Annotated in this window: 12 protein-coding genes, 1 tRNA gene and 1 pseudogene; 6 read left to right on the forward strand and 8 right to left on the reverse strand. The window is 54.9% G+C overall.

Annotated features, from left to right (window positions below):
* Positions 1–9 precede the first annotated feature (9 nt).
* From QN378_RS11745 to QN378_RS11760, 4 genes are all read left to right on the forward strand, one after another.
* Complete coding sequence (locus QN378_RS11745) at positions 10–618, forward strand: LemA family protein (RefSeq protein ID WP_322205243.1); 609 nt, start codon at positions 10–12, stop codon at positions 616–618.
* Entirely contained in the window at positions 618–1,358 is a 741-nt protein-coding gene (locus QN378_RS11750; RefSeq protein WP_323550819.1) for a TPM domain-containing protein, read from the forward strand. The genes QN378_RS11745 and QN378_RS11750 overlap by 1 nt, the downstream gene beginning before the upstream one ends.
* A 48-nt stretch (positions 1,359–1,406) precedes the next feature.
* Positions 1,407–2,021, forward strand: a complete 615-nt coding sequence (locus QN378_RS11755) for a TPM domain-containing protein (RefSeq protein WP_323550820.1) — start codon at positions 1,407–1,409, stop codon at positions 2,019–2,021.
* A 193-nt stretch (positions 2,022–2,214) separates the two neighbouring features.
* Complete coding sequence (locus QN378_RS11760; RefSeq protein ID WP_322205239.1) at positions 2,215–3,432, forward strand: SAM-dependent methyltransferase; 1,218 nt, start codon at positions 2,215–2,217, stop codon at positions 3,430–3,432.
* On the opposite strand, the gene QN378_RS11765 is transcribed toward QN378_RS11760, so the two are convergent.
* Together QN378_RS11765 and QN378_RS11770 are read right to left on the reverse strand one after the other, a co-directional pair.
* Positions 3,433–4,323, reverse strand: coding sequence for a DMT family transporter (locus QN378_RS11765; protein WP_322205238.1), 891 nt, complete (start codon positions 4,321–4,323; stop codon positions 3,433–3,435). It abuts the gene before it with no gap.
* Between the two features lie 125 nt (positions 4,324–4,448).
* Positions 4,449–5,495, reverse strand: coding sequence for a DUF4917 family protein (locus tag QN378_RS11770; protein ID WP_322205237.1), 1,047 nt, complete (start codon positions 5,493–5,495; stop codon positions 4,449–4,451).
* A gap of 177 nt (positions 5,496–5,672) precedes the next feature.
* Between QN378_RS11770 and QN378_RS11775 the strand changes: the two are divergent.
* Together QN378_RS11775 and QN378_RS11780 are read left to right on the forward strand one after the other, a co-directional pair.
* Positions 5,673–5,921, forward strand: a pseudogene (locus QN378_RS11775) (iron-containing alcohol dehydrogenase); the annotation flags it as partial.
* 163 nt (positions 5,922–6,084) lie between these two features.
* Entirely contained in the window at positions 6,085–6,411 is a 327-nt protein-coding gene (locus QN378_RS11780; protein WP_322205235.1) for a DUF2025 family protein, read from the forward strand.
* A gap of 121 nt (positions 6,412–6,532) precedes the next feature.
* Here the strand turns inward: QN378_RS11780 and QN378_RS11785 are convergent.
* The 6 genes from QN378_RS11785 to QN378_RS11810 form a co-directional block, all read right to left on the reverse strand.
* Positions 6,533–6,606, reverse strand: a tRNA-Gly gene (locus tag QN378_RS11785).
* A 192-nt stretch (positions 6,607–6,798) separates the two neighbouring features.
* Positions 6,799–7,683, reverse strand: coding sequence for an alpha/beta hydrolase (locus QN378_RS11790; RefSeq protein WP_322205234.1), 885 nt, complete (start codon positions 7,681–7,683; stop codon positions 6,799–6,801).
* A gap of 311 nt (positions 7,684–7,994) precedes the next feature.
* Positions 7,995–8,687, reverse strand: coding sequence for a pseudouridine synthase (locus QN378_RS11795; RefSeq protein ID WP_323550821.1), 693 nt, complete (start codon positions 8,685–8,687; stop codon positions 7,995–7,997).
* A 6-nt stretch (positions 8,688–8,693) separates the two neighbouring features.
* Complete coding sequence (locus tag QN378_RS11800) at positions 8,694–8,924, reverse strand: cysteine-rich CWC family protein (protein ID WP_322205232.1); 231 nt, start codon at positions 8,922–8,924, stop codon at positions 8,694–8,696.
* Complete coding sequence (locus QN378_RS11805; protein ID WP_322205231.1) at positions 8,914–9,096, reverse strand: hypothetical protein; 183 nt, start codon at positions 9,094–9,096, stop codon at positions 8,914–8,916. The genes QN378_RS11800 and QN378_RS11805 overlap by 11 nt, the downstream gene beginning before the upstream one ends.
* Before the next feature lie 75 nt (positions 9,097–9,171).
* Positions 9,172–12,540, reverse strand: coding sequence for a dermonecrotic toxin domain-containing protein (locus QN378_RS11810; RefSeq protein WP_323550822.1), 3,369 nt, complete (start codon positions 12,538–12,540; stop codon positions 9,172–9,174).
* Positions 12,541–12,592 lie beyond the last annotated feature (52 nt).

A 12,592-nucleotide genomic window follows, 5' to 3' on the forward strand; every position in this document is an offset into this window, starting at 1 on the left:
GCAAAGAACATGCAAACACCACGGGGCTACGGCTTCAGTTGGTCCATGACGGCGCTGATGCTGCTGAGCACGTTGCTCGCCGGTTGCGGTATCAACAACATCCCAACCTATGACGAGCAGGTTAAGGCCGCGTGGGCTCAGGTGCAGAATCAATATCAGCGGCGTGCCGACCTGATTCCCAATCTGGTGGAAACCGTTAAGGGCTACGCCAAACAGGAGCAGACGACGTTAACCGCCGTGATTGAAGCGCGGGCCAAGGCCACGTCTATTCAGATTAACGCCAGCAGCTTGAACGACCCGGAAAAGCTAAAGCAATTCCAGCAGGCTCAAGGTCAACTGACCAGTGCGCTTAGTCGATTGATGGTGGTGTCGGAGCGTTACCCGGACCTTAAATCCAACCAGAACTTCCTGGCGCTACAGTCGCAACTGGAAGGTACTGAAAACAGAATAAGCGTAGCGCGCAAAGATTTTATTGCCTCGGTCGAGCGCTATAACACTGAAATTCGCACGTTCCCTGGCCGTCTTTGGCACAGCGTAATTTACAGTGATTTGCCGATTCGCCCCAACTTCGACGCCACTACCGAAGGCGCTGACAAATCCCCGGAAGTGAAATTCTGATGCGCGCCTTGCGGCTTATTGCGCTTGGGCTGCTATTGGCATGCACCACGGTTGCGTCCGCCGCACTGGTGTTTCCGTCTTTGACTGGACGAGTGGTCGACAGCGCTCAACTGATCGACGGGCAAACCAAAGCACAGCTGACGCAAATGCTCCAAGCCCATGAACAAACCACCGGTGAGCAGGTGGTGGTGGTTACATTGCCTAATCTGCAAGGCACCAGCATTGAGGATTACGGCTATCAGCTGGGGCGGGCATGGGGCGTGGGGCAAAAAGACAAAGACAATGGTGCGCTGCTGATTGTGGCCCGCGATGATCATAAGGTTCGGATCGAGGTTGGCTATGGACTTGAGGACCGTCTGACCGATGCTCAGTCTTCTGTGATCATCAATCAGATCATCACCCCGGCGTTCAAGGCCGGTAACTTCTCTGGCGGGATCAGCCAAGGGACTGAGGCGATGATTCAGGTGTTGGGCGGCAACCCGTTGGCGGAGCCTGCTGCAGATCTGGCCGGGGAGAACGACTCCAGCGACGTGCCCCGTGACTTTTTGTATGTGGGACTGTTTTTGGCTTTCATCTTTATCAATATGCGTTGGGGCGGTGGTGGGCGTTTTGGTGGCGGAGGTGGTTTTATCGGCGGTGCTGGCGGTTTCGGAGCAGGTGGTTCCCGATCAGGTGGCGGCGCAGGTTTCGGCGGTGGCGGCGGCAGCTTTGGCGGCGGAGGGGCCTCTGGCAGTTGGTAGTTAAGGTAAAGGACAATTTGTCATCCATGTATCAGCGAGTGATTCACCATGTCTTTACTGAGTAACGACGAACAACGACAAGTGGCCGAAGCGGTCAGCCGGGTGGAATTGAAGACCGATGCTGAACTGGTTACGGTGCTGGCGGCGAGGTCGGACGACTATGCTTACGTGCCGTTGATCTGGGCTGGGTTAGTGGCGCTGTTGGTGCCAGGTTTGTTGAGTTACGTCTCGGGTTGGCTCAGTGCGAATCAATTGTTACTGAGCCAATTCGCAACGTTTATCGTTGCGGCGTTGGTGATGCGCTTGCCGGTGATCACTACTCAATTAATTCCTGAGTCGGTTCGCCATTGGCGCGCAAGTAACCTGGCCCGTCGTCAGTTTCTTGAGCAGAATCTTCACCGTACGGTTGGCGCAACTGGGGTGTTGATTTTCGTTTCAGAAGCCGAGCGCTATGTGGAGATTCTGGTTGACCGGGGCATCAGCAGTCGGCTGGATGACGATGTCTGGAAAGCGCTGATTGATGTGTTTACCCAGCAGGTAAAAGACGGTGAGACGTTAAAAGGTTTTCTGGGCTGCATTGAAGCGTGTGGCGAGTTATTGGCCGATCATGTGCCCGTGACTCAAACACGTAACGAGCTGCCTAATCGGTTGGTGGTGCTGTGACAGGTGCCGCCTCATGGCCTGGAGCCAACTTGTTGGCGAAGATCCCCCGCGATTTGTCAGGCACACCGCCTCGCCAGCCAGTTGACTTCTACAGACACCGCCAATCGCCGTCCGCTAATTAAACCAACCCATCTTCCCCAACCCGCCTAAAATACTGGCCTTATTATTTTCAGCCCGCCCGAGGCGCTTACCGATGTCAGTTACTGCAACCTCCACCCAGCCTGCGCCGGATCACCGAGCACAGTTTTTGAGCCTGCTAGACACGAGTCTGTCGCAGAACTCGTTTATCAAGCTGGTGCTAGCTAAGTACGTCGGCGCTGAGGCGGAGTTGCAGCGGATTATCATCAAACTGACGACGATTAGAGAGCTGCCGCACTTGTCGTTCGTCTATCGCTATAAAACCCGCGACATCACCAAGAATTTCTTGCTGGCCGAGGGCGTCGACCTGGTCGCTGGGTTGCTGCCTGACGCGTTCAAGAACGCGCACTTGTTATCGCTCACCGATGAAGTGCAGTTGGAATACGGCAAAAAAGGTAAAAGCACCCTGTTCAAAAGCAAGGCGCAGCAAGAACGCGAAGCGCCGTCGGCTGAGCATGATCGGGAGAAAAAGCGCTACCTGGAATTAAGCCGACCGTTTCTGACGGACTTGGGCGTGACGAATAAACAGCATGAGCTGATCCCGGCCATGTCGCGTAAATGGAAGCAGATCAACAAATTTATCGAGGTGTTTTCCCACGCCTTGAGTTCATCACCGCTGGCGCTTGATCAGCCGATCACAGTCGCGGATTTCGGCTCGGGCAAAGGCTATTTAACCTTCGCTATCCACGATTACCTGCGCAACACCTTGCAAGCCGAGGGTCAGGTGACTGGCGTCGAGTTGCGCGAAGACATGGTGATGTTGTGCAACACCGCAGCCGAACGCCTGGAGCATCCCGGCCTGGTGTTCCAGCACGGTGATGTGCGCAGCGTGGCGCCTAGCGCGCTGGATGTGATGATTGCCTTGCACGCGTGTGACATTGCCACTGACTACGCGATCCACATGGGCATTCGCTCCGGGGCGTCGATCATCATGTGTTCGCCGTGCTGTCATAAGCAGATTCGTTTGCAGATCCAGAGCCCGACCCTGCTGCGGCCGATGCTGCAATACGGTTTGCACATGGGGCAGCAGGCGGAAATGGTCACTGACAGCTTGCGCGCTTTGCTCCTTGAGGCCTGTGGCTACGAGACCAAAGTGTTCGAGTTCATTTCGCTAGAGCACACCAACAAGAACAAAATGATCCTCGCGGTCAAGCGCGTCGAGCCGCTTAAGCAGCCCGAGTTGTTGGCGAAGATTCAGGAATTGAAAACGTTCTACGGCATTCAGGAGCACTGCCTGGAAACCTTGCTCCAGGCAGACGGCTACATCAACTGATCAGATGCGGATCGCTTTGGGCGCAATGACGGTAGTCTTGCGCCCGAGCATCACGGTGCCGATGACACCGGCCGCGAACAGCCAAGTAATGGGCTCAATATGTTCACCGAAAAACAGCGCCGAGAAGGCGATGGTGAAGAATATCTGCAACAACTGAACCTGACTCACTCGCGAAATACCGCCCTTGGCCAGACCGGCGTACCACGCAAAGAAACCGATGAATTGCGAGAAAATTGTTACGTACGCAAACGCCCACCACGTGCCAGTCGATATTGGCCCCTGATGTTGCAGCGCGAGGTAGATCACTGGTCCTGCCAGCAGTGGGGCGGACAACACCAGCGCCCAACAAATGACCTGCCAGCCACCCATTTCCTTGGCCAGTCGGCCACCTTCGGCATAACCCAACCCACCTACGGCAATCGCCGCCAGCATCCACAGATCGCCCGCCTGGATGGAACCGGCGCCACTGATCAACGCATAACTCAACACCAAGGCACTGCCCAGCGCTGCGCAGGCCCAGAAGGCTTTTGAAGGTCGTTCGTGTGATAACCATGCCGCGTAAATCGCCACGATCAGAGGTTGTAGGCCGTTTACCAGTGCGCCGTGGGAAGCCGGCAGGGTTTTCATAGCCCAAGCGGACAACACCGGGAAGCCGATGATGACCCCCAGACTCACCAGGCACAGACCTTTGACTTGCGCCCAGGTCGGCCAATGTTCGCGACGGATCAGCAGCAGAAGTGCGGCCGGTATCGCCGCCAACAGCGCTCGGCCCAAACCGTTGAGAAGGGGATTCACTTCCTGGACCACGATGCGGGTCATGGGCAGTGTCAGGCTAAAAATAATCACCCCGATCAGGCCCAGGGCCATGCCGGTGTTTTCGCGAGAGGACATGATAAAACGCGCCTTGTTATTGGATTTATAGACAGAGGCGATCATCTAGCCACAAACCCAAGGCGAACACCCTCACAGCTATCGAGAGATTTGTCCGTACAGTTTTGATCAGTGGAAAGCGACGATCAGTGCCTGGAGTGTGTTGGTTTCGGCGAAGGCAGGGGGGTGTTCAATCCCTTAATCGACACGGACAAGGCCGGGTCACCCAGTGGGTGGGTCTTGGCGTCATAGAACTTCAACGTTACCCCTTGCCCAGCAAAGAGGCTGCTGTAGTGGCGCTTCTGTTGCTGAATAAAGCCCTGGCTGCGCGGGGCTATGGAGAAAGCAATGGTCTTGGGATTCGCCAGCTTGATCGCATCAACAATGTGCGCGTCTTGCTTGCCCAGTGCGTGGCCAAAAACGCACAACGCATCTTTAGGGTTGGCCAGTTGCGCATGGCAGAAACCCAAGTAATCGGTATGCCGGATCATTTTCATTTTTTGTGCGCTGCTGTCTTCGCTGATGAAAATCGGTACATCGTCCAGCGCGTTGATGGCAAAACTGCCGAGCAGGGTGCTTTCCGATGACAGCAACTTGCGCACGCTGCCATCCAGGTTTTTTACTAAATGCAGCCCTCCGTGCAGGTACAGCATGCGCGTGGTGTCGGCGATGGATCGGGTGGGGTCGAAGATGGCGTCATCGTCGAACAGGTCGTTGAATTTTTCCGGAGACTGCATCACCGCCCAAAAGCACAACAAATCATAGTTGGTGGAAAACACGGTCCGGTATTGGCTGAGTTCCTGATTAATCCGCAGCAGCGATTTTTCATTCACCAAACGCCACGGAATGTGGACCGAACGCACGGCGTGGATCAACGCTTCTTTGATGGCGAAGTAGCGATTGCGGGGCGAAGACGAACTGATGGTTAGCGCCGCATTGACGCGCATGGCGCTTTTGAGTGCACTCAAGACTGGCTCGAAGTTACGAGTGTCCAAAGCGTTGAACACCGCAAGTTCGGTATGGCTCAGGGGTTTGTTGCGGGTGGTCTCGGACTCTTCGAAGAGCGAGTAGTAAGAAAAATTCTTCCAGACCGCCACGCTCGCGCCGTTGCCGACCAGCAAATCGGAAAACGGGGTGGTCGCTTGCAGCTCATTCCACTCTGCAAGCTCAGCGTCAAAATCCGTGAATTCCATAGTTTCTGTTCGTCGCCATCAAGTCGGGAAAGTTCAGGGGCGGGACTTTATCACGCCAACCGCTCAAGACCGGACGGCTATTGCGCCAGATCAATATCGACGCCTGGCAATCGGAAGATGCTGCAAGCATTCGCCCGGCCGGATGCGCCAGCAGGGTTTCTGTGCAAAGGATTTTCCATGAGCAGCACGTTCTTCATCCCCGCCGTGAACATCATGGGTATTGGCTGCATGACGGAAGCGATGACCGCCATTCACAACTTCGGTTTGCGCAAAGCATTGATCGTCACCGACGCCGGGCTGGCGAAGGCTGGCGTGGCAGACACCATCGTCGGGTTGTTGGCCGCGCAAGACATTGACGCGCTGGTTTTCGATGGCGCACAACCGAACCCTACGGTTGCTAACGTTGAAAAAGGCTTGGAGCTGTTAAACGGCGGGCCTCAAGGAGTTGGGGTTCAAGGAAAATGATATTCCGACCCTCGCCGCCAATGCCCTCAAAGATGCTTGCGGCTTTACCAACCCGCGCCCGGCGGACCAATTGCAGATCGAAGCCATCTTTCGCCACGCCCTTTAATTCTTTCAGAGGCCAACCATGAGCATCACTTCCAGCACCATTTGCGACGCCGCCGACCAGCTTAAAGGCTTCGTCGGCTATCACCACAAAGCGAACCGCTACATCGTCCGTTTCAGTGAAGACTCGTTTGGTATGGACGTCACGGATGACAGCATTACTCCTACCAACGAGTTTGTTTGGTGCAGCGGCGATGGACAGCTAATGACACTTAAGCGTGAGTCGGTGAGGTTGCTGCTGGAGCAGAACATCGACGACCGTTTGAACGTCACGGAGCCTTTACGGGTTTACGTGCGGCGGATGGATCTGCCAGAGATAACGGCAATGCGGCAATTAAAAGCGGGCTGAGTAGGCCGCGTTGGCGGTCTATAACGACGGAACTTACCGACAGGATGCCGCAAGTGAGCGAGTAAGCGGTACCAAAGCAGTCGGACGTTAGGTGACGGCGGACTCGCTAAAGGTACTGAGATGGAGCGGGTGAAGGGAATCGAACCCTCGTTATCAGCTTGGGAAGCTGGAGTAATGCCATTATACGACACCCGCTTTTCGCGGCTGACTTTGTACCAGAAGTCGCTTCTGAACAAAAGTGCTAATTTCTTGATGGGTGCATTTCAAGCAAATCTACATCTCCATATTCGCTTCACAAGCGCACAGTCCACGCCCATCCAAAACATTCCCTGCAGAGATCCCCTGCAACCTAGATGAGGCGATTCTCAAGGGGAATGGCACTTTGTTTTACAGTGCGAACGCATGGTGGTTCTGTTCCTGGTGGTACCTGAAACGCTTAGGCGCAGCTTCTGGTTTCAGAAAACTCAACAGGGCTTTTTGCGAATCGCTGCAGGCGGTTTTGTGTTCCATGTCCAGAAAGTGCCCGGTGCTTTGCAGGGTTGTGAACTGGCAATCCGAAACGTGTTGGCCGAAGAGCCTGGAGTCGGCCGCAGCGGTGTATTCATCCCACTCGCCATTGAGAAATAGCACCGGCACGTCGATGTTTTGCGCCGCTTTGAGGTAGCACAGTTGATCGATGCACAGCACTTGGCTGATGTGAAAATGCATTTGCACGTACTCGTGGATGTCGAGCGTGCTGACGTGGCGGTAATTGAAGCGTTTGAACAATGACGGCAGGTGCTTGCCAATGGTGTTATTCACCAAATGGCCGACCTCATGCCGGTCAAACGCGCCCAAGTGCCTGATGCAGCGTTCTAGGTAGTCGCGCATGTGTACATTGACCACGGGGGAGAACGAACTGATGACGGCTTTTTCGATCTGCCGTGGACGATGGGCGAGGGCAATCAGAGTGGCTGCACCGCCCCACGAAAATGACAGCACGTGTTCGGCGGCAAAATGGTCGATCAGCTCAAGAAGGATCTGGCCTTCCAGCTCTTTGGTCAGCGGTTTGCGGTGCATGTTGTGGGCTTTAGATTTGCCTGCATAGGGTTGGTCGTACAGAACCACGTTGAAATGCGGGTATAGGTTTCGGGTGGTTTGGGCAAAGGACGCAGTGGTGGCCATCGAGCCGTTGACCAGAATAATGGTCTTTTCTGCGGCATCTGCGCGGTAGAACTCCGTGTAGACCCGGAACTGACCTTGTAGATCAAGCACAGCGATTTCTGGCCTCATGACGACTCACTCCTGGCGTAGAACAGGTATGCGCGCAAACGAGCTTGCACGAGCTTCATGACAGGTAGGCATACGCCTGGAAAACCGGGGCCCATGTCAATCCGACAAGATCTGGTCGACAGGTATTTTTATTGGAGGGCTGTTTGCCGGGGCGGAACCAGAGGTTCTCGTCTCGTCAAAAGTTTCTTGGAATGGATTTGTGACTGCTCAGTCACATGCGGACTGACGTTTGGATTCAAGCAGGCTCGACGATACCTCGCAAGTGATGTTGGTAAATTGTTCGACACCTTCTGCTGAACGGTAGGCCAAGTTCATATCGCCTGTATTTCTGCAATGCTCAGAGGGCGGTACTCACCGGGCGCCAACTCAGGGTCCAGGCGCAACGGTCCCATGGACTCGCGATGCAGCCGCACCACTTTGTTGTCGAAGTGGCCGAACATACGTTTGACCTGATGATAGCGCCCTTCGACGATGCTCAAGCGTGCGCTGCACGGGCTGATTAGCGTCAGTTCGGCGGGCTGCGTGGTGAGGTTTTCGAAAGCGAAATAAAAGCCTTCGGCAAACTTCTGTACGTAGTCCTGGCTGATGAGGTGCTCAGTTTCGACGTAGTAGATTTTTGCGATTTTGGTCTGCGGTTGTGTCAGGCGCCGGGACCACACGCCGTCGTTGGTGATCACCATCAGCCCGGTGGTGTTGAAGTCCAACCGTCCGGCAATGTGCAGGTCGTGTTTGTCAGACTCATTGAGTAGGTCCAGCACGGTTGAATGTTGCGGATCAGTCGTCGCGCTGACGCACCCCGGTGGTTTGTGCAGCATGAAGTAACGAGCGGGCTTGCCGATCTGTAGAACCTCGTCATCGCACTCAACACGGCTGAATTCGCGAACTTCGTGAAGAGGATTGCTAACGGTTTGCCCGTCGACTTTGATTCGCTTGCCAACCAATGCAAAGCGCACGTCTTTGCGACTGAAGCGCGGCAGATTGCTGAGAAATCGATCCAGTCGCATGGTGACTTAGTGGTCTGATTTCGACGTTTCGTCGACATTGGCCAGCGCGCAGCGCGGGCATAAGCACGCTTGGTTGCGCAGCTGTGGCGGCAACGCTTCAAGTATTCCCGGTTCAATGGTTACGGAAAAACACCAGCATGGTTGCGCCGCCGTGCGTGGGTCGGCCAGGGTGCAACTGTTACTCAGACCGCACATGGGGCAGGTCGATCCGTCGATCCTGTCAGGACTATTCAACATGAGGAAGCGCCGTTTCTATGCACGCCTGACTTCGGTCGCTGTCGGTTGCCTTGAGCGGGAACTCTTCGCCGCCCCAGCGACAAATGATATCGGACCGACGCAGGCGGCTTTCCAGAACCACCAGCGTCATGACCGATGAGCGTTGTGAATTGAAGGTGATGTGACGAAACATGACAAATCCGTTGTTGAGCTAAATCCAATAGGAAGCGGCATGCTAGCGTGTCGCCGCCCTATAACGCTATCGAGTTCAAGGGCCAGGGCTAGGCGGAGCCGTGTTAATAGGGGCCGTATAAGTCGGTGACAGGCGCAACGCGGCGCTGATGGCGGAACAGCGACAGTGCAGCAGTAAAATTCGGTCGTAATGTATGCCGTGTTCGGACAGTGATTTGAACAAGTCTTGTAGGGTTGGGTGAGCCATGGCGAAGCGATTTCTGACTGTCAGTACATCCATCGGCACAGCAGGCAACTGCGCGCCACGCCAAGGGGACTGATTTGAATTGCGCACCACGTGGCTGATGTCCTGATAACTCTCGCCGTGGGAGCCCTGAAATTTTGCCAGGCTGTAATTCTTGATTCTTCCAGGTAGTGAGGTACCCGCCATGAGCCTATCGGTGATAGAAAACGGCGGCATCGAGCCAGCCGCTGGATGGTTGCCGGCTGCGTTCAGCGTTGAAAAAGGCCTGACTTGCTGTGCGACGACCCGATGAAGTGCTGGATCAACAAGCACTGAGCCATGGGGCGCGAAGGTTCTGAGTTCGGTGCCGTTGGGGATCGGTGTAGTCTTTGTCCAGGGTAAATAGTAGCCATGAGTGCTGACGACTAAGGTTCTGGCTTGTCTTTGGTCAGATGTCCATAGCAGAAACTTGCGATCAAGTTTCCAGACCTGGACCGCTGAGGTGCCGAAGATTTTATTCCCTGGAATTGCCCAGGTTTTCATCAGGCGGGTGGTATTGAAAAATGCTTGAAGCGTGGTTTTTCGCGGATTGACGCACCCCCTGAGTAATAAACTAAACCGTGGTAAATACGACGAGGTCAGAACTGCCCCGGCTCTCAATAACGTTCTCGGTCGCACGACTGCGCTCAGCGCACGAAGTAAGCCGTGAGCGAGCGGTGCTAGTTGAAACAGCCCAAGCGACAGCGTAGTAAGCACCGCCAGGCGTTTTTCGGTGTCTCGGTGTCCGGGTAAATTCGCTGTCTTAATGCTCAGATAAGCTGCGCCGGCATGCGCCAATACTGAAGCCACCCTCGCCGGAACCAACAGTAGCGATAGGGGTTCCAGCAGTAGCCGCAAATGGTTGATTTGCTGCATCCAGTAACGAAGCGTGATTTCTTCCGACGTTACAATGCAGTCGTTTGCGTCTGCCTGATGATTGCGCGCGAGTGTTTCCCGCATAAAAACAAACGGTGAAGAAGTGAGTGTCTGCTCACACAACGTTTTGGCTTTTGCTTTATGCAGATGATCGGCATAGATCACGTCGGTCCATGGGCGCAACAACGTAACTGGCGGTTCAGGGAAACGTTGGCCAGCCCAGATCTCCAGGACATAGATGAGCTTTTGATGCTGGTTCACCGGGACGTAGTTCAATAAAGTGGTTCGCCACAGTTCATTCCCCGCAGCTTTTACAATGTGTTGAATGAGTTCATCACGGCTGTCGAGTTCGACGAATGTCTGGGCCTGTCCGGCTTGATACAGCACTCTGCGCGGATTATTGGCCTTAAAGAACACCAACAAACCTGCGCAGCGTTGGCAGTGCTTACTTTCAGCCAGCGCTGGTTGTAGATAAAAGCCCAAGCTTTTGCAGCGGATATTCGAAGGGGCCGTTTGGCTTGGCGGATACTCCAAGGCCTCCACTAACATGTCAAACCCGACCCGCGATACATGGCCCATCTTGAGAGCGATCACAAGTTGCGTAATTAACGTGGTAGCGAGCGAGCGCTCGATAGTTGCCGCGTGTTTTTTCCAAAATCCGTTCAACCGGTTGGTCATCAAGGGCAGAAAGTCGATGTCTTTTATAAGGCTTTCAACGGCGTCAGGTGAGAGTGGTAGTTCAGTATCTTCAGCCTGTATACCTTTCCCTGAGGGGTCTGAATAGACCACGCTGCGTGCACCGTTATCGAGATAACCCACGGGACGGTCAACCCTATAGTTGCAGAGCAACGCACGGGTCAAACTGATTGGAGTTTCGTTAGGTACATGCACAAATGTAACTGGCGCATGGGCGCTGCCTAGTGGTGAGGTCGAGCTGCCACGGACGTAGCGAATGAACACGGTATCGGGGGAAAGGTCTAGCTGATGACGCTTGATCAGGGCGTTGCGCACCAGGCGGTGGGCAACTTTTTCCGGGTGGGGTATTCGCTTTGAAACGTCAGGCTGTTGCCACAGATCAATGACGCTGACCAAGGCCAGGCCGCGCTCGACATCCTTGAAAAGTGGTTCATCATCCGCGTCGTCTAATTCCGAAAATGTCCCGGAGCGCAGATCGGTAAGTGCTTCCAGCGAGAACGCCTTTTGGGCTGCCGTGAGCGCTGCAAACAAATCGCCGTCCACTAGGTTCGCGCTGAGGTTAGGGTTGTCCTGCAGCGGAACGCCATCCACCAATGGCGCAAGCCAGGCGCAGCCGTTTAGTGCTTCGAGCTGCTTGGCGGTGCTGTGATTCTGCTCATCGTCGATATATTCAATGGTCGTAGGAGCGTTTCCCAGGGTGTGGATAAAACAGTGTGAGGTGACCTTGGACTTCAGCTGAAAAATGCCCGGGATGGTCCGTCCGTTCAGTGAAAGTAGACTGATGGCTGCGCGTTCGCCGCTCGTCGGCTGTTCAAGTTCTGCAAGCGTTGTGGGAAACCGATCCAGGCCCAAGGCGCCGAGCGCCAGAGTGTAGCCCTCCAGCGTTATTTTCTTTTTTATGTATTGCCGGGATAGGCCATCGACGAACGAGAGCTTGGCAAGGGCGCAATACGTCGCTTCATGGTGGGCCCAGAACTGTTCGACGAGCTGGCAATAGTTGTGCTCCCACCGCGCCGTATAGATGAATTCGATCAGTGAACCAATGGTGAGCAGGGGGGTTGATCCGAAGAGTGGGCGATCCGCTTCGACACATTTGATCAGCGCGAGAAAACCGGCGGGTTCGAGCGACGCTAAGACGATCTCGGTAAGGGAGAGCTGCAATGCATAGTGTTCATGGCCATCAACCTGAATTTCAGGATCGGTCTCGGTGCTAAAGCGGACGTACAACTCATCGGGTGAGGGGAGTTTTTCGGCGTTGTCGATTGGCCCGTTGTCCGCTAGAAACCGCACCAATTGTTGTCGGATGTAAGCTTTGGGGGAGGGGGGCGAGTCCAAGTCCATTTGCCAGGTTTTCAGGCTCAGTACTGAACCCGAAAGCAGTTTGGCGGCCGGTGTTTTCCTGCGCAAGATGAGTCGTTGGATGTTCAGCGCTTCAGCGGGGGCCGCATCAGGAGCCTGCTCAGAGGATTGAGTCTGAAAGTCGTCGGTACGAACCGGCTCATCGGGCTCATCGAACGGCGACACAGAGAAGGCGCCAGACGAAGGAAGCGTGTCTTTGCGCTCATGAAGACGGTTCGGTAGTGCATCGGTCGCGTTCCACTGTTCATTCATGACGGTTGTTGATCCGGACGGAAAGGGCCTCACTGTGCCGGGGGAATTTCGT

The sequence above is a fragment of the Pseudomonas sp. 10S5 genome (assembly GCF_035019745.1).
GTDB lineage: Bacteria > Pseudomonadota > Gammaproteobacteria > Pseudomonadales > Pseudomonadaceae > Aquipseudomonas.